Source organism: Acinetobacter sp. SFB (assembly GCF_001647545.1).
Classification (GTDB): domain Bacteria; phylum Pseudomonadota; class Gammaproteobacteria; order Pseudomonadales; family Moraxellaceae; genus Acinetobacter.
On sequence record NZ_LSZH01000001.1, the window covers coordinates 12,526 to 29,483 of the forward strand.

Consider the following 16,958-nt stretch of genomic DNA (forward strand, 5'->3'; position numbering starts at 1 on the left):
CTGATGATCATTCTTTAACTTGATCATGTTGTTCCAGCATTTGTTGCCATTGCTTTACTTTAACTTGTTGACGAATCGCTTCTAAGCTCTCAAAAACGGCAGACTCAACCAGTCTTTCAACATGGACATTATTTTCAAATTGTATTTGACTGATTCTATTTGAAATTTCTAAATAAGTCAGATTTTCTTTGTTTTTATTACTTTGAGCAAAAGGCTCAATCAGTCCTTGGGTAATGTTTTCACCCAAACGTTGTCCAATACTTTGAATCTGTTGTTCGATCCGTCCACCCACAATCGGAATTAGTCGTAATAATTGTGTTAATTCGGGCGTATCTTCAATGGCCTGATTGACAATGCTTCCAACATTTTTTGCAATGGTCAATCTTTGCGCTTGTAACTCTTTGCCCAACGATTCTTGTAAAATATCGGCAAGGGCCGTGGCGAACATTTCACGGTGATGGGCAACCAAATCTTCAATCAGTTTTTTATGCGTGGTACTGGTGGAAAGTTCATGTTTTATGCTGTCTAAAACAGTAATCACAATACGGCTGGTTAGTTCCTCGAGCACCACGTGATAATAAAATTTGGCACGTTTATACCAACTGTCAGGAATCACTTTATAGCCATGCTCATGCAGGTTGTAGGCGATTGAGCCGGCACGTAATAAACGCAAAAAACGCAGTTGTGGAATAATGGAGAGAATTTCATACCAATGAATAAAAGGAAAGAAAAACCAACGCTTATGATGCTGGCCCAGGATGGCAATTCCCCAACGGATTAGCAGTTCAATCACCAGAAAACTGGTAAACCAACTTTCGGTAATAATCACCCAAGGGCGTAACTCTGTCCGATAAAACTGCAACAGTTCAGGAAGATAGATAAAGTTAAATAACCAGCCGCCAAAATCACTCATCAGAAGGGCGTTGGCACTTAAGCAGAACAAATTAATGATGATCAAAAGCATCATAAAAATGTCATAGCACAGTGCAACTTTCCAGCCCCAAGAGTCTTTTTTCACGAAATGAAAGGTTGGCTTGGCTATTTTCTCGTCTTGATTCATTTTCTTCCTTAAATATTATTTATGCCTTTGCAGCCAAGTCTTGCTTCATGCGTTCAATTAGTTGATCTTTTTCAGTCCATAACTCATCGACCCATTGCTGAAAGTGTTCACGATATTCAGCATCATCTTCATAGTTGCCGCTTAAAACCCAGCTTGGAATATCAATTTTACGCAAATTGACTGCAATACGATTAACATCCCCCAACCAAAAATCACCGTAGCCTGGTGGGCCATCAGGATAAACAATGGTCATATCTACCAGAGCATCAATTTTGTCACCTAAAATATTTAGGGCCAAAGCTAAGCCACCCGCTTTAGGTTTGAGGAGATGTTTATAGGGAGATTGCTGTGCATCATGTTTCTCGGGGTTAAAACGTGTACCTTCTAAATAGTTCAATAAGGTAAAAGGTTGACTCAGCAATTGTTCACACGCTTTACGTGATTCTTCTATATCACGTTTTTTAAGCTCCGGATTTCTAGAAATTTGTTCCTTGCTATGACGTTTCATCATGGGGAAACCCAAGATTTTAAAGGCTTGTCCAACGAAGGGAATAAAGATCAGTTCCCACTTGGTAAAGAAACGGGTCAGCGGCATACGGGTTAAACCAAAATACTGATTTACAGTGGTATCAACCCAACTTTGATGATTACAGGTCATCAGGTAACGGCCCTTCATGCTCAGATCTAAATCGTCATCAATACTGATGTCCCATTTTAAATGCGGTAACACATGATCAATCAACCAATTGTTGACCCCGAGCCAACTGTTGGTAATCTGAATATTGGTTTCATCCACTTTACGTGATTTTTTAACCAGTTTAGTCAATCCTAAGGCAAGCACAGGGGGGCCATGAAAAAACGTACTTCCGGTAATCACTGAGCCGACAGTTAATCCACGAGATAATTTTTTTAATATAGATTGCTTCTTGATTTGCGATGACATAGAAGAACGGTCCTAAAGATGAAGTCGTCTAATTTCTTTTCACCATTTAATATAAGTGTAGAATTTGAAATAAAAAAGTCTATTCATGCAACTATGTAGGAATTATGACCAAGATATCGTGATCGGCAGTATAAAATATTACAAAATGTAACTGAGGCATTTATTATTTACAAAAAATCAATGGTATGCCCAATTCTTTTAATCCATTATTCCACCATACGATAAAACACAAGAAGGAGGCATGCAATGCGTGCACTAGCAATTTCAGCAGTAGTAGGGGCAATGGTATTATCAGGTTGTTCAACAACGGGTAATAACTTAGGCGGCGTAGAATACGACAAAACAGCAATTGGCGCACTTGTAGGTGCTGCTGCTGGTTATGGTATTTCTAAAGGTAGTGCAAATTCGAGTGCACAAAACAACCGTGCAGCAGCAATTGGTGCTGTGTTAGGTGGTGCTACTGGTGTTTATCTTGATAATAAAGAGAAAAAACTTCGTCAACAAATGGCGGGTACTGGTGTAGACGTAAACCGTAATCCAGATGGTTCTGTTGGTCTAGTTATGCCGGGTAGCATTACTTTTGATACCAACAAATCAAATATCAAACCAAACTTCTATACGACTTTGAATAAAGTTGCACAAACTTTAACTGAAGATAACAAGAGCGGTATTTTGGTAACGGGTTATACCGACAGTACAGGTAATGACTCAATCAATATTCCATTGTCTCAAGCACGTGCGCAATCAGTAGCTAGCTACCTTGCTTCTCAAGGTGTTTCTACTTCACGTATCAATGCACAAGGTCAAGGTTCTGCGAATCCAATTGCAAGCAACTCAACTGCAGCAGGTCGTGAACAAAACCGTCGTGTAGAAATTAGCATCTACGCTATTCAATAAGTTTTATTGAATATATAAAACCACCTTCGGGTGGTTTTTTTATGAATGTCAAATCTGTATTTTAGGTTATGCAAGCTTGGCTTTGACGACTATAATCTAGCTCGAATCAAAACGAGGAAATACTATGTCGTCGGCAAGTCAACTCAATGACAAGCAACTTGAAGCCATGAAATATACTCAAGGACCCTTGTTAGTACTTGCAGGGGCAGGTTCAGGCAAAACATCCGTTATTACGCGAAAAGTCGCACATTTGGTGCAGAATTGCGGTATTCCTGCACATCGCATTACGGCTATGACCTTTACCAATAAAGCCGCACGTGAAATGAAAGAGCGTGTCGGAAAATTATTATCTCGTGAAGAGGCCAAAGGCCTTTCTGTTTCGACCTTCCATACTTTTGGTTTGAATTTACTTCGTTTAGAAATTAAACATACGCCATTAAAAAATAATTTTTCAATTTTAGATGCAGATGACTGTAAACGTATTCTGATGGATTTAATGCATCGTGATAATTTGTCCGGAGCAGAGAGTAAAGAGCTTATTGCCAAAGCAATGAGAATGATTTCGGAGTGGAAAAATGACCTGATTCCGCCCGAGCAAGCACATACTACCTGCGAGACAGCAGAAGACGTGCAATTTGCGCATTTGTATCAACTGTATGAGCGCAACTTGCGTGCCTATAATGCAGTGGATTTCGATGACTTGATCGTGATGCCGACCCGTTTATTGCAAGAAAATGCCGAAGTCCGGGATAAATGGCAAAACCGTGTTCGTTATCTGTTGGTCGATGAATATCAGGATACCAATACTGCGCAGTATATTTTGGTGAAATTGCTGGTCGGGGTGATGGGACAATTCACCGCTGTAGGGGACGATGACCAGTCGATCTATGCATGGCGTGGTGCAAAACCAGAAAACATGGCCTTATTGAAAGAAGATTTTCCGAATTTAAAAGTGATTAAACTCGAGCAAAATTATCGTTCGACCAGTCGTATTTTGAAAGCAGCCAATACGGTTATTGGTAACAATCCACATATTTTTGATAAAAAGCTTTGGTCAGATAAAGGTCATGGCGATGTGATTCGTGTCATTACTTGCCGTAATGATGATGATGAAGCAGAACGCGTAGTCAAAGACGTCATCACGCATAAACTGATGAACGGTAAAAACTGGAAAGATTATGCGATTTTATATCGCGGTAATTTCCAGGCACGGGTTTTAGAAACCCAGCTACGCCAAATGCAAATTCCGTATAAATTGTCGGGTGGTCAGTCGTTCTTTGGACGTGCTGAAATCAAAGACATCATGAGTTATTTGCGTATTATCATTAATCCGGAAGATGACAGTGCATTCTTGCGGATTATTAATACGCCTAAACGTGCAATTGGTCCGGTGACTTTAGAGAAATTGGGCCTGTTCGCGCAAGAAAATCATTTGTCGTTACTCACCGCGGCCGCTGATCAGCGTTTGACGATGGTGATGCCGAGAAAAGCCACTACTCAATTAGCAGAATTTGCCGATTTTATTGGTAACTTTACCCGTAACTTGCTTGAAGATGACGAGCCTGTGCCGATCATTCGTCAGATGATGCTTGAAGCCGGGTACATCGATTACATCAAAGAGCAGGCGGCAACACCTGCACAAGAAAAAACCAAGATCGATAACATTGAAATCTTGTACAGCAGCATTCAAAGCCTAATTAATCGTGCGGAAGATGTCGATGAGAAAAACATTGAAAGCGTGATTCGTAAAATGGTGTTGCTGGATATGCTGGAGCAGCAGAAGGAAGAGGAAGATATCGACAAGGTCAATTTACTGACTTTGCATGCCTCAAAAGGTCTTGAATTTCCTTATGTTTATCTGATTGGCTTAGAAGAAGAGTTATTGCCGCATAAAAACTCGATTGCTTCAGAAACCGTTGAGGAAGAACGCCGTTTGATGTACGTGGGGATTACTCGAGCACGTCAAGGCTTAACCATTACGCTTGCTGAACAGCGTAAAAATGGCGGCCAAATGAAGCAAATGACCCCAAGCCGTTTCCTCGATGAATTGCCTCAAGATGATTTGGACTGGCTGGGTCGCAAGAAAAAATTGGCAGGCAATATTGATCCAAAATTGCAAGCACAGCATTATCTCGAAAATTTACGTGCGCTGATTAAGCGTTAATACCCTATTTAAACCATGCGATTAGGAAAGAACAGATGAAAGTTCAAGTGAAAGTACTCGATACACGTTTAGGCAGCCAGTGGCCTATGCCCACCTATGCGACTTCGGGTTCAGCAGGTTTAGACTTACGTGCTTGTGTAGACGAAGCGACTGTCATTGAGCCCGGTCAAACGGTATTGGTTAAAACAGGTTTGGCCATTTATATTGAAGATACCAACTTCGCAGGTTTGATTTTACCGCGTTCTGGCTTGGGTCATAAACACGGAATTGTTCTAGGCAACCTTGTAGGTTTAATCGATTCAGATTACCAAGGTGAGTTGATGGTATCGGTTTGGAACCGTAGCCAAACCGCATTTACTTTAGAGCCCGGTGAACGTTTAGCGCAATATATACTCGTTCCTGTGGTGCATGCGGAATTTGAACAAGTGGAAGAATTTGTAGCAACAGAACGTGGTGCAGGCGGTTTCGGCCATACCGGTAAAGGCTAAACTGTAAATTTAGTTTAAAAAATTTAGAACCTGATAAATGAACAATAACATTAGTTTTTTTATCAGGTTTTATTCTTTATTTCACTGTCTATTTCATAAAATAATTCCTAAACAAGGATTTACAATATTGGAATTAGAATGATTGCTTTTAATGCCTTTTCATCTTTGGATGATTTTTGTTTTTATTTTGTAGATTATTTATTTTTAAATAAAAAATTGCTTGCTAAATATAGTTATAAAATGGAATAAATGATCTGTTTTTCAATTGTGTATCCTCTCTCTTAAAAATATTTGTAAGACCTTTTTACCATTGATAAAATATGAAATGCTTTTAAAATGCTAATCTTCTTCTTTAAGTAAGATGATGCACGGCTTATGAAATCTAGCCTAATCCAGCATTCCATAAGATTTTCACTTTATGGACTACTTTTAAGTAGAAGAACTCATCATGAATTTAAAATATAAAAAATTTCCGGCACAAATTTTTCGTGCTTACGATATTCGTGGAAAAATATCATTTTTGACGCCTGAAGTTGTAAAAGCGATTGCCAATGGATTGGTGGTCCAATATCAGAAGATGGGACAGACTCAACTTGCCATTGGTTATGATGCGCGTTTAACCAGTCCAGCATATGCAGAAATCATTAGACAGGTATGTGAAGAGAAGGGCTTGAATGCAACGATCATCGGTTGCTGTTCAACGCCAGTATTATATTTTATTGCGCGTCAATTTAATGGTAACGGGATCATGCTCACGGCAAGTCATAATCCAAAAACCGATAATGGAATTAAATGGATTATTCAGGGTGAACCTCCTTGTCCTGAGATGATTCAACAGGTCGGCATAAGTGCCAGTCGGGTTTTTGATCTCTCCGAAAAAGTAGGTGTCAAACCGGTTCAGCATGAAGTTATTGTTGAATATTGTCTCGAATATCAGCAAGCACTATTAAGCGATATTCAGTTAAAGCATCCTTTTAAAGTGGTACTCGATGGTTTAAATGGTTCGGCAGGGCGCTGTGCGGCATTGGTATTAAAAAAATCAGGTTGCGAGACCACGACTATTCGCTGTGAGGCGAATGGTGATTTTCCTGATCATGCACCCGATCCTTCCCAAGAAAAAAATCTGGTTGAATTGCGAAAAACCGTACTTGAACAGCATGCTGATATCGGTATTGCACTGGATGGTGATGGTGATCGTCTGGTGTTAATAGATGAATATGGCACGATTATTTCAGCAGATCGATTATTGGCTTTATTTTCCGAGATGTGTTTGAAAACGCATCCTGGTCATGAAGTTGTTTATGATGTGAAGTGTTCGACCATGGTCAGGAATACGGTTCATCAATTAGGTGGACAGGCGAAAATGATTCGTACAGGCAGTTCTTTCTTGCGGACCTACATGTCACAATCTAAAGGAAAGGCAGTTTTTGGCGGAGAATATGCAGGTCATTATGTGTTTAATGATGGTCGTGGTTTTGGCTATGATGATGGTTTATATGCAGCTTTACGTGTGCTGGAATATTTGAGTCAAGAGCCTGGTTTAACCCTGTCAAAAGCATTGCAAGCCTATCCAGAACGCAGTTGCACCGAAGACCTTTACATTAGTACCCATAGTGAAGACCCTGCAGCGGTATTACATGATGTTGAAGTTAAAAGTCAGAATCTGGGTGCACAATTAAGTAAAATTGATGGTGTACGACTTGATTTTGAAGATGGATTTGGCATTATTCGAGCATCGAATACCGGTGAATATTTTACAGTGCGCTTTGATGCGGACAATCCTGTAAGATTAAACGCGATTCGACACACATTTGTTTCCATGTTAAGTGAACGATATCCTAAAATCGCACAAGACATTTTAGATGCTCAATAAGGAGAGGCGAATGCCACATCAGCATACTGGCATCGACAAAGCACAAATTTTGACTGAAGCTTTGCCGTATATTCAACGTTTTGCGGGTAAGACGCTAGTAGTGAAATATGGTGGCAACGCAATGACCGATCCGGAGCTGGAAAGCTCGTTTGCACGTGACATTGTATTGTTGAAAACCGTCGGTTTAAATCCAATCGTGGTGCATGGCGGTGGTCCACAAGTGGATTCCTTCTTGAAGCAACTCGGTCGTGAATCTGACCGTATTGATGGCATGCGTGTAACCGATGCTGCAACCATGGAAGTGGTTGAAATGGTTTTGGGCGGCAGTGTGAACAAATCTATCGTCAACCTGATTAATCAACATGGTGGACGTGCCATTGGTTTAACCGGTAAAGACGGTAATTTGTTGCGCGCTCAAAAGCTGTTGATGCAAAAGACCGCTGCAGATGGCACAGTACAACAGATTGATCTTGGTTTGGTCGGTGAAGTGGTTGGCGTGAAGACTGACGTGCTGGAAATGTTCACGAACAGCGATTTCATTCCGGTGATTGCACCACTGGGTGTAGATGATGAAGGCAATACTTATAACATCAATGCCGATTTAGTCGCGGGTAAAGTGGCTGAAGCCTTGGGTGCAGAAAAACTCATTCTTCTGACCAATATTTCTGGTGTTCTGGACGAAAATAAAAACCTGCTCACCGGTCTAACCACTCAAGAAGTCGACCGTCTGATTGAAACAGGGGTAATTTACGGTGGCATGATTCCTAAAGTGGGTTGTGCACTTGATGCAGTGAAAGGTGGCGTAGTCAGTGCGCATATTGTGGATGGTCGTGTTCCCCATGCAACCTTGCTGGAAATTTTCACAGATCATGGCGTAGGGACGTTAATTACCAACCGTGCCAAACATTAAATAAGCCATTTAAAAAAGCCTCCTATGTGAGGCTTTTTTATTGCCTTATGTGGCTATCTTAATTAAATAATTAATAAAATTAACGTTTTAAACATTATTCTTGAGCTAATACATAAAAGAGTGATGAGTATTGTAAATTGAGATTTGCAACGCCTAGTCCAGTCATGCAAAATAGAAAAATCCTGTATTTGCTGTTTGATCAAAACTATGTGCCAGTTGCTCGGAATGAATTGTGCTACGCCAACGGATGTAACTTTCTCATTTCGTGGTTTTTCTCAACGCGCGGGCATTACATCCGACCATTGTGACGGTTTTGGTATTGCCTTTTTTGAAGATAAAGCCTGCCGACTTTTTGTCGATAATCAATCGGCAGTTGAATCTCCGATTGCTGAACTGGTGCGTAATTATCCAATCAAGTCACGCAATGTAATTGCCCATATTCGTAAAGCGACGCAAGGTAAAATTAATCTGGAAAACTCTCATCCCTTTAGTCGTGAACTGTGGGGGCGGCAGTGGATTTTTGCCCATAATGGCGATTTACATAATTTTAATCCCATTTTATCCGGTCGTTTTACCCCCGTGGGAAATACCGATAGTGAACGCGCTTTTTGTTTTTTACTGGATCAGTTGGTGCATAAGTTTGGTTATCATGAACCGAAGTTGAATCAAATTTTTGATCTGTTGGCGGAAGTCTGTCCAAAAATAGCCGAACATGGAACATTCAATTTTTGTCTGTCAAATGGGCAGGCTTTATTTACTTATGCCATTACCAAATTGCATTGGCTGGTAAGAGAATATCCATTTAAACCGGCTCAATTGATTGACCTTGATGTGGAAGTTGATTTCAGTCAGGTGACAACACCTGAAGATCGCGTCGCCGTGATTACCACAGAGCCTTTAACGCAAAATGAACTGTGGACTGCTTTTGAACCTGGAGAGATGATTTTATTTCAAGAAGGGCGTCCTATTAGAAAACAACAGACTTATATAGAACGGCTCGAACGTGAAAAATTAAACCCGGAATTAAAAAGAATCACCAGAGCAGACCAATATTAATCAATAAAAATTTAATATATGTAAATCTATAAAGTTATTCGAGTAAATAGTTTTATAGATTTTTTTATGAGTAGAATATTTTTTAAAATTAATTCTCTCGGTGAAAATGGAGTTAAATAATTTATTTTAGATCATGTTTTTATCATTCTATAATCTTAATTATTTTTTCTTAATTATCAAAAAATGTGTTGATTCTTCTGATTTATCTTATCTCCATCCATATTATTTTTTTAGCTCTAAATTCAACTTAAGTATTTTATTTTTTTAAATAATTTATAAGAACTAAAGTTTTTTGATTCTTATTAATCAGATTGATGGATTATATTGGTTAAAAAATACTTTACTCTTTTGATTGGGATTAATTTTAAAAACAATAGATATCATGTGCTTAAGTAAAAAGTAAAGTTTTCTCATTAAAACCAACTGTTTTGGTTGATTTTTATTTGTTTAAAATCAATATATTATGAATTTATGTGATGAGTCGTATATATTTTATAGGTGGTCGTAATGAAAATGAAATGGGTTCCAGAATATAATACTGGTATCGATGTGATTGACGATCAGCACAAAAGAATTCTTGATTATATCAATGAAATTAATGAAGTTGCACAACATACGGATCGTGCCCGTATTAAACAGATTTTTGATAATATCATTGATTATACGCAATCGCATTTTACCTTTGAAGAGTCTTTGCAAGAAGAAGCAGGTTATAAATACCGCGTACCACATAAACGTGTACATGATTTATTTATTAAGAAAATTGAATCTTACCGTGACCGTTTTGAATTGGGACAAGCCATTGAAGGTGAACTCCATGAAGTGCTTTCAAAATGGCTCATTAACCATATTCAGCACGATGATGCCGATTATGTCGGTGCAGTGAAAGAAAATATGATGGGAATCATTAAAGAAAAGGAAAAGAAAACAGGCAAAAACTGGTTTGCTCGTTTCTTTTCATAAAGAAAAATAAACCTGATAACAGCAAATAAAAGTCATAATAATCTTGCGCAGCAAATCATTAGAGATGATGGTTTGCTTTTTTCTTTTTGATTTTCTTGCATGACAAAGGCAAAATAGCCAAAGACTTTTTTAAGGAACGCATCATGCAGGACAATGCTATGTCAGGATGGCTATCACCGCTGATGGCATTTTGTTTATCTTTTCTCATCATTGCCACATTAGCACCGGTTGTAGGGATTCAAGTTGAGCGTCAACTTGATTTTTGGTTGTTATGGTTAGGGACTATGCTTATTTTGGCATTACCGATCTGTTATTTAGAAATTGCCTTGGCAAAGCGCTCCAAAACAACAGCGTTAAATGCATTGTCTAACTTAACGCGTGATGCGGATGCATCGCAGAAATGGCGCTTAGTCGGTTGGTTGGCCGTAGTTTTTATTCCATTCCTGGCAGGCGGCATGCTGTCTAATGCAAGCCAACTATTGGGACATTTTGCATTTAATGGCATTGCACCAAATCTGTTGTTCATAGGCTTGGCGGTTATTGCAATTTCACTTTCATTTGCACCGCGAAAAATTATTGTCATTTTAAGTGTTGTGGGTGCTTTAGCCTCCTTGATTCTAGCGAACGTAATGGGAACGACTTTGCCTGCTTGGCAAGTAACGCCCGTTGAATTTAGTGAATGGGGTAGTGCGACCGTATTGGCACTCGTCGCTAGCGGTTTGGGTATGGGCTTGTACTGGCAAAGTAGTTTGCCTACGGTAAATCAACAAGAGGTTGCAACCAAAACTGTATTACCTATTTGGATTGCACAATTACTAGCAGTGATTGCTTTTGGCTTCTTTGCTGCCAATGCTCAAATTCCAGGTTTTGCATTCGTGCTAGCGGTAGTGAGTGCATCTGCACTTTTACTCAATATGGCCCGTGAACAATTAATACAACGTCAACTGAATATCGCGATTCAATGGCTTGTCATCTTAGCGGCTGTATTGGTTTGGGCCATTCCTGCAATGAGTCCAATTTTTAATACGGTGCTTATGCTTTGGGGCTTAGTGATTTGCTTGATCTATGCCATTTTTGCTGGTTGGATTATGAAAATCAGCCATTTACGTAAATCTATGAATTTTAGCAATGAGCTGTTTTATAACCTGTGGCGTATCGCAGTACGTGTAGTGCTTCCTGTATCGATCGTCTTAGCGATGATTGCAATCATTGGACAATTGGTCTAATGAGTGAGATACAACAGGTTTGGGTGGCGTATGCGGCTCAGGATCAACAATTTCATCTGGCTGTCCCTTTTCAACTTGGTATGACGGCTTTGGATGCGATTGAGCAAAGTGGTATTCGGGCACAGATTGATTTACCCGACCCGCTTGTATTGGGAATCTTTGGGGTGAGATTGCAAGATCCAAATCAATTATTACAAGTCGGTGATCGTGTCGAGATTTATCGTGCCTTAACCATCAATCCGAAGGAAATTCGCCGCAAACGTGCTGCAGAAAATCCGGTCGGACTTTATTGTCGCGGAAATCGCTTTAAATAATTGAAGTGATAAGAAAAACCCCTCATTGAGGGGTTTATTTTTATTTCAAAGCGGCTATAGTGGTGGCGCATTTAGAATCGCTTCTTTTGATCCTGGTAAGCCGGGTTGAGATTCTGGAATGGTTTCCAAACCTTCAATCTTTTGTACTGTTCCTGTTGGATCAAAATAGATTCTTAAATGTTGACCCTGAGCTGCAGGAATTTTGGCTTTTTTAGCATAGGTTCCTGGTGTGTAGTTGTAGATGTAGTCCCAACGTAAAGGATTCATTGGGTCTGAAACTGTAGGACTACCGAGCAAGAAGCGAACTTGTTGGTGACTCATACCGACCTGAATTTTTGAAGCTTGTGCTTGAGTTAATGGGGTCCCTTGCGGAATATCAACTTTATACACGCCCAAGGTCGAACAGCCTGCGAGCAGTGAAGTGACGAACAACGTCAACATGATTTTTTGCATTTTGCTACACTATCCCAAATTAATTATGATGCATTTGATCCACGGATAGATCATACTGCATCTAAACTTTGTTGCATATTCCAACTTTAAATTTGTTGAGAGACCTTTTTACATGCCTATTTCAAATCAAGATTTACGCAAAGCTGGACTTAAAGTTACGCTTCCACGAATAAAAATATTGGAATTATTAGAAAATTCAAGACAACACCATTTAAGCGCAGAAGACATTTATAAAACTTTACTCGAACAGGGTGAAGATGTCGGTTTAGCAACTGTGTACCGCGTGTTAACACAGTTTGAAGCTGCGGGTATTATTCAGCGCCATCATTTTGAAAACAATCATTCAGTTTTTGAAATCATGCAAGAAGATCACCACGATCATATTGTTTGCCTGAATTGTAACAAAGTCGTTGAATTCATCAATGACGTGATTGAACATCAGCAACATGAAGTGGCTGAAAAGTATGGCTTCACTTTGACAGGTCACTCTTTAAATCTATATGGTTATTGTGATGCACCTGAATGCCAAGAGGCATTACGTAAAAAATAATACTGACTTCAAATCAGTTAAAAAACAGGCTTCATTTTAAGCCTGTTTTTTTTGCTTTTAAGCTTGACCATCAAAGGTGATATTCGAACTTGCATGTAATAAGCGTTCGGCACCTTCTTCAGACAACTTGATTTGTAAACGCAGATCGTTGGGAGAATCCGCATGTTTCAAGGCATCTTTATAAGTAATTTGTTTGGCTTTATATAAGTCAAACAGTGCCTGATCAAAGGTTTGCATGCCCAGTTCTCGTGAACGCTTCATCAACTCTTTAATTTCATGCACATCACCTTTACGGATCATATCTGCAATTAAAGGGGAGTTGATCAAGATTTCAATTGCTGCGCGGCGAGACTGACCATCCACAGAAGGAATGAGCTGTTGTGCAATCACTGCTTTTAAGTTGAGTGATAAGTCCATAAACAATTGACTATGACGATCCGCATCAAAGAAGTGAATAATCCGGTCAATCGCTTGGTTGGCGTTGTTGGCATGCAGGGTGGCAAATACCAAGTGACCGGTTTCAGCAAAGGCAATGGCATAATCCATAGTTTCACGCGAACGGATCTCACCAATCAAGATCACATCGGGTGCTTGACGCAGAGTGTTTTTCAAAGCAATTTCGAAAGAGTCGGTGTCAATGCCCACTTCACGCTGGGTAATGATACAGCCCGCATGTTGATGAATAAATTCAATCGGGTCTTCAATGGTAATGATATGACCTTTGGAATTCTGGTTACGATAGCCAATAATGGAAGCCAAAGAGGTGGATTTGCCGGTACCTGTGGCACCTACAAACAAGATGATGCCGCGCTTGGTCATGGCCAGTTCTTTTAAAATAGGCGGTAACTTCAGCTCATCCATAGTGGGAATCACGGTTTCAATACGACGCAAGACCATACCGGGTTCATCACGTTGTTGAAATGCACTGACACGAAAACGTGCCGTTTTATCGCGATTACTGATGGCAAAGTTACATTCGCGGCTTTCAGCAAATTCTTTACGCTGTTTTTCACTCATAATTGAGTTTAAAAGCTGACCGACAATTTCGCCAGTCAGTTTGGTCTTTGCGATTGGAACAATCTGACCATTAATTTTCATGGATGGTTCAACATCGGCAGTAATAAATAAGTCAGATGCCTGCTGTTGAATCATCAAATTCAGTAAGTCGTTAAAATCCATACTAAGATCCTAAATCCGTTTAAACTTATAAGAATGATTCTGGCTGTTTTGCCATAGTGCGGGCAACTTGCGGACTAATAATGCCTTTGGCGACCAGCGTTTTTAGGCTTTGATCGAGCGTAGTCATACCGTAGTTGGCACCCGTTTGAATGGCAGAATACATTTGAGCCACTTTGTTTTCACGGATCAGGTTACGGATAGCAGGAATACCGATCATAATTTCATGTGCCGCGACACGACCGCCGCCATTTTTCTTCAATAAAGTTTGAGAAATCACGGCTTGTAATGATTCAGACAACATTGAACGCACCATGTCTTTTTCTTCAGCAGGGAATACGTCAATCACACGGTCAATGGTTTTTGCCGCAGAGGTCGTATGCAGTGTACCAAAGACCAGATGCCCCGTTTCAGCGGCAGTCAAGGCCAAACGGATGGTTTCAAGGTCACGCATCTCACCGACCAGAATAATATCCGGGTCTTCACGCAACGCTGAACGTAATGCTTCGTTAAAGCCATGCGTGTCACGATGCACTTCACGTTGGTTAATCAAACATTTTTTCGATTCGTGTACAAATTCGATTGGATCTTCGACCGTTAAAATATGGTCATAACGGTTATCATTAATATAGTCGATCATCGCCGCAAGGGTAGTTGATTTACCCGAACCCGTTGGACCTGTCACTAGAACAATACCGCGTGGAAAATTACAAATATCTTTAAAGATTTGGCCCATGCCAAGATCTTCAATGGTCAGAACTTTTGAGGGAATGGTACGGAATACAGCACCGGCACCGCGGTTCTGGTTGAATGCATTGACACGGAATCGTGCCACACCTGGGACTTCAAAAGAAAAGTCAGTCTCTAACTTTTCTTCAAAATCACGACGCTGTTTATCGTTCATGATGTCATACACAAGTTTGTGTACTTCTTTGTGTTCTAAAGCCGGTAAATTAATACGACGAACTTCGCCATCGACACGGATCAGTGGCGGCATACCCGCAGATAAGTGTAAGTCCGATGCCCCGTTTTTAGCAGAAAAAGCTAAAAGTTCAGTGATGTCCATAATTTCCCCGAGATCATTTAAATGTTATTTATTTTGTTAGAATAATAAGGCTTTCCCAGAGCTTAACCAACAGTTAGTTTAGAGGGAAAGTAAAAAAGATGAATGAAAATGAGAACCTTGTCAATGAATAGTCTTCAAGCGTCACGAAATCAAGTTTTACAGCAAATTCAGGATGCCTGTAAACAGGCCCAGCGTGAGCCGGAAAGCGTACAGTTACTGGCTGTTTCGAAGACTCATCCAAGTGAGTCCTTGCGCGAAATGTACCAAACCGGGCAGCGCGCATTTGGTGAAAACTATTTGCAGGAAGCTTTGGATAAAATTGAAACTTTAAATGATTTGGATATCGACTGGCATTTCATTGGCCATGTGCAGCGCAATAAAACCAAACATCTGGCTGCAAGCTTTGCTTGGGTACATGGGGTAGACCGTTTTATTATTGCCGAGCGTTTATCCAGTCAGCGCGAAGCCTCTCAAGTGCCCCTCAATATCTGTTTACAAGTCAATATTGATGCACAGGACACCAAAGACGGTTGTCAGCCAAATGAAGTGGTGGAACTGGTTAAACAGATTAGCCAGCTTCCACACTTAAAACTGCGTGGTTTGATGGTGATTCCCGCACCGAATAATACTCAAGCTTTTAGCGATGCCAAGCAATTATTTGAACAAGTGAAATCTGAACATGCACATCCCCAAGATTGGGATACCTTAAGCATGGGCATGTCAGGCGATATGACCGAGGCGATTGCGGCAGGTTCAACTATGGTTCGAGTGGGAACGGCATTATTTGGGGCACGAGATTACTCAAAATAAACCATCCTTGCATTCATTTTGATTATTTAGAAAACTGAACTTTAGGGTTCAGTGTTTGTTTTAAAAATTGAACTTTCCACTAAAGTTGAGTACAAGAAGAACCAGCTAAAGCAATAATCTGTATAAAATCCATTGATTCGACCAGGGAAATAGGCAAGTTTATGGCGGCATATTATCAACTCATTGAACGAAATATCGATAGCACTGGAAAAGTTACGGCGCATTATCGCTCAACGATACTGGCTCAAGGCGCATGGAATGAACATGAACAACATATGGCACCGGCGACCGGAATTATCTGTGCGGAATTAGACCGTTTCATGCCTCGTCAAGATATGCGCATCGGCCGGATTAGTTTAGATATTTTAGGGCTGATTCCTGCGGGAGAGTTTAGTATCACAACTAAAGTGATTCGCCCGGGCAAGACCATTGAGCTGATTGAATCAGAGATGATGGCAGGTGGTAAAATGTGTGTGGTCGCAAGAACCTGGCGCATGATCACCCAAAACAGCCAGTTGATAAAAGGTCTGGAAGATACTGATACTTCGGATCCTGAAAGTGCACAGATTTGGGAAGGAATTCGTCAGTGGCCCGGTGGATATATTCAGTCTATCGAAGCTAGAAGTCATCAGCGCCGTGCTGGGAAGGGCATTGTTTGGTTGCGAACGCAACATGACATGGTTGAAGCTGAACCGACCAGTGATTTTGTCCGCTTGATGGGAATGGTCGATACCGCCAATGGTATTGTGCCACGTCAAGAAATACCTTGTAACTGGGGTTTTCCAAATCTGGATTTACAGATCCATATGCACCGTTTACCGCAGGGTCAGTGGCTGGGTCTGGAAACCGTACAACAGTATGGAGAAGATGGCATTGGCCTGACCAGTTCCGTGTTGCATGATATTGATGGACCATTTGGACGCAGTGAACAGATTCTGACTTTGCGCCCCATGGCATAGTTTTTTGCATAAAAAAGCCTAGATCATTTTCTGGGCTTTTTTTATGATTT

At 40.4% G+C, this 16,958-nt stretch carries 17 protein-coding genes; 12 read left to right on the plus strand and 5 right to left on the minus strand.

The window, feature by feature from the left end; genetic code table 11:
• Positions 1–7: 7 nt before the first annotated feature.
• Together AY606_RS00070 and yihG are read right to left on the minus strand one after the other, a co-directional pair.
• Positions 8–1,060, minus strand: coding sequence for a hypothetical protein (locus AY606_RS00070; RefSeq protein WP_067862941.1), 1,053 nt, complete (start codon positions 1,058–1,060; stop codon positions 8–10).
• Between the two features lie 19 nt (positions 1,061–1,079).
• Positions 1,080–2,003, minus strand: a complete 924-nt coding sequence (gene yihG, locus AY606_RS00075) for a 1-acylglycerol-3-phosphate O-acyltransferase, YihG family (protein WP_067862943.1) — start codon at positions 2,001–2,003, stop codon at positions 1,080–1,082.
• Positions 2,004–2,249: 246 nt separating this feature from the next.
• On the opposite strand from yihG, the gene AY606_RS00080 reads away from it, so the two are divergent.
• The 9 genes from AY606_RS00080 (at position 2,250) to AY606_RS00120 (ending at position 11,894) form a co-directional block, all read left to right on the plus strand.
• Entirely contained in the window at positions 2,250–2,900 is a 651-nt protein-coding gene (locus tag AY606_RS00080; protein WP_067862944.1) for a YiaD family glycine zipper/OmpA-like lipoprotein, read from the plus strand.
• A gap of 124 nt (positions 2,901–3,024) precedes the next feature.
• The gene (locus AY606_RS00085) at positions 3,025–5,064 is read left to right on the plus strand and encodes a UvrD-helicase domain-containing protein (protein ID WP_067862946.1); all 2,040 of its coding nucleotides are present in this window, start codon (positions 3,025–3,027) and stop codon (positions 5,062–5,064) included.
• Between the two features lie 35 nt (positions 5,065–5,099).
• The gene (dut, locus tag AY606_RS00090) at positions 5,100–5,552 is read left to right on the plus strand and encodes a dUTP diphosphatase (protein ID WP_067862949.1); all 453 of its coding nucleotides are present in this window, start codon (positions 5,100–5,102) and stop codon (positions 5,550–5,552) included.
• A 448-nt stretch (positions 5,553–6,000) separates the two neighbouring features.
• On the plus strand, positions 6,001–7,425 hold the full coding sequence (locus tag AY606_RS00095; protein ID WP_067862952.1) for a phosphomannomutase/phosphoglucomutase: 1,425 nt from the start codon (positions 6,001–6,003) through the stop codon (positions 7,423–7,425).
• Between the two features lie 10 nt (positions 7,426–7,435).
• Positions 7,436–8,335 (plus strand): acetylglutamate kinase, encoded by a 900-nt coding sequence (gene argB / locus AY606_RS00100; RefSeq protein WP_067862954.1) that lies wholly within the window; start codon positions 7,436–7,438, stop codon positions 8,333–8,335.
• A 207-nt stretch (positions 8,336–8,542) separates the two neighbouring features.
• Positions 8,543–9,391: a class II glutamine amidotransferase gene (locus AY606_RS00105; protein ID WP_067862955.1), complete on the plus strand. Its 849-nt coding sequence runs from the start codon at positions 8,543–8,545 to the stop codon at positions 9,389–9,391.
• Between the two features lie 507 nt (positions 9,392–9,898).
• Positions 9,899–10,354, plus strand: a complete 456-nt coding sequence (locus tag AY606_RS00110; RefSeq protein WP_067862957.1) for a bacteriohemerythrin — start codon at positions 9,899–9,901, stop codon at positions 10,352–10,354.
• Positions 10,355–10,497: 143 nt separating this feature from the next.
• Positions 10,498–11,580, plus strand: coding sequence for a hypothetical protein (locus tag AY606_RS00115; protein WP_067862958.1), 1,083 nt, complete (start codon positions 10,498–10,500; stop codon positions 11,578–11,580).
• Positions 11,580–11,894, plus strand: coding sequence for an RnfH family protein (locus tag AY606_RS00120; RefSeq protein WP_067862961.1), 315 nt, complete (start codon positions 11,580–11,582; stop codon positions 11,892–11,894). Before AY606_RS00115 ends, AY606_RS00120 begins: the two co-directional genes overlap by 1 nt.
• A gap of 54 nt (positions 11,895–11,948) precedes the next feature.
• Here the strand turns inward: AY606_RS00120 and AY606_RS00125 are convergent, their stop codons facing one another.
• Positions 11,949–12,347 carry an outer membrane protein assembly factor BamE gene (locus tag AY606_RS00125; RefSeq protein ID WP_067862964.1) on the minus strand — a complete coding sequence of 133 codons (399 nt, stop codon included), beginning with the start codon at positions 12,345–12,347 and terminating at the stop codon, positions 11,949–11,951.
• A gap of 112 nt (positions 12,348–12,459) precedes the next feature.
• Here AY606_RS00125 and fur point away from each other — a divergent pair, with 112 nt between their 5' ends.
• A complete protein-coding gene (gene fur, locus AY606_RS00130; protein WP_067862967.1) occupies positions 12,460–12,897 on the plus strand; it encodes a ferric iron uptake transcriptional regulator in 438 nt (145 codons plus the stop codon).
• A gap of 57 nt (positions 12,898–12,954) precedes the next feature.
• Here fur and AY606_RS00135 read toward each other — a convergent pair whose 3' ends face one another.
• On the minus strand, positions 12,955–14,076 hold the full coding sequence (locus tag AY606_RS00135) for a PilT/PilU family type 4a pilus ATPase (RefSeq protein WP_067862974.1): 1,122 nt from the start codon (positions 14,074–14,076) through the stop codon (positions 12,955–12,957).
• A gap of 25 nt (positions 14,077–14,101) precedes the next feature.
• Entirely contained in the window at positions 14,102–15,139 is a 1,038-nt protein-coding gene (locus AY606_RS00140; RefSeq protein WP_067862977.1) for a type IV pilus twitching motility protein PilT, read from the minus strand.
• A 123-nt stretch (positions 15,140–15,262) separates the two neighbouring features.
• Between AY606_RS00140 and AY606_RS00145 the strand changes: the two genes are divergently transcribed.
• Positions 15,263–15,949: a YggS family pyridoxal phosphate-dependent enzyme gene (locus tag AY606_RS00145; RefSeq protein ID WP_067862980.1), complete on the plus strand. Its 687-nt coding sequence runs from the start codon at positions 15,263–15,265 to the stop codon at positions 15,947–15,949.
• A gap of 161 nt (positions 15,950–16,110) precedes the next feature.
• Positions 16,111–16,908 carry a thioesterase family protein gene (locus tag AY606_RS00150; protein ID WP_067862983.1) on the plus strand — a complete coding sequence of 266 codons (798 nt, stop codon included), beginning with the start codon at positions 16,111–16,113 and terminating at the stop codon, positions 16,906–16,908.
• Positions 16,909–16,958: the final 50 nt, after the last annotated feature.

Excerpts from the sequence above, each read along its gene's own strand:
- AY606_RS00070 (WP_067862941.1), bottom strand. The coding sequence starts at position 1,060 with ATGAATCAAGACGAGAAAATAGCCAAGCCAACCTTTCATTTCGTGAAA.
- yihG (WP_067862943.1), bottom strand. The coding sequence starts at position 2,003 with ATGTCATCGCAAATCAAGAAGCAATCTATATTAAAAAAATTATCTCGT.
- AY606_RS00080 (WP_067862944.1), top strand. The coding sequence starts at position 2,250 with ATGCGTGCACTAGCAATTTCAGCAGTAGTAGGGGCAATGGTATTATCA.
- AY606_RS00085 (WP_067862946.1), top strand. The coding sequence starts at position 3,025 with ATGTCGTCGGCAAGTCAACTCAATGACAAGCAACTTGAAGCCATGAAA.
- dut (WP_067862949.1), top strand. The coding sequence starts at position 5,100 with ATGAAAGTTCAAGTGAAAGTACTCGATACACGTTTAGGCAGCCAGTGG.
- AY606_RS00095 (WP_067862952.1), top strand. The coding sequence starts at position 6,001 with ATGAATTTAAAATATAAAAAATTTCCGGCACAAATTTTTCGTGCTTAC.
- argB (WP_067862954.1), top strand. The coding sequence starts at position 7,436 with ATGCCACATCAGCATACTGGCATCGACAAAGCACAAATTTTGACTGAA.
- AY606_RS00105 (WP_067862955.1), top strand. The coding sequence starts at position 8,543 with ATGTGCCAGTTGCTCGGAATGAATTGTGCTACGCCAACGGATGTAACT.
- AY606_RS00110 (WP_067862957.1), top strand. The coding sequence starts at position 9,899 with ATGAAAATGAAATGGGTTCCAGAATATAATACTGGTATCGATGTGATT.
- AY606_RS00115 (WP_067862958.1), top strand. The coding sequence starts at position 10,498 with ATGCAGGACAATGCTATGTCAGGATGGCTATCACCGCTGATGGCATTT.
- AY606_RS00120 (WP_067862961.1), top strand. The coding sequence starts at position 11,580 with ATGAGTGAGATACAACAGGTTTGGGTGGCGTATGCGGCTCAGGATCAA.
- AY606_RS00125 (WP_067862964.1), bottom strand. The coding sequence starts at position 12,347 with ATGCAAAAAATCATGTTGACGTTGTTCGTCACTTCACTGCTCGCAGGC.
- fur (WP_067862967.1), top strand. The coding sequence starts at position 12,460 with ATGCCTATTTCAAATCAAGATTTACGCAAAGCTGGACTTAAAGTTACG.
- AY606_RS00135 (WP_067862974.1), bottom strand. The coding sequence starts at position 14,076 with ATGGATTTTAACGACTTACTGAATTTGATGATTCAACAGCAGGCATCT.
- AY606_RS00140 (WP_067862977.1), bottom strand. The coding sequence starts at position 15,139 with ATGGACATCACTGAACTTTTAGCTTTTTCTGCTAAAAACGGGGCATCG.
- AY606_RS00145 (WP_067862980.1), top strand. The coding sequence starts at position 15,263 with ATGAATAGTCTTCAAGCGTCACGAAATCAAGTTTTACAGCAAATTCAG.
- AY606_RS00150 (WP_067862983.1), top strand. The coding sequence starts at position 16,111 with ATGGCGGCATATTATCAACTCATTGAACGAAATATCGATAGCACTGGA.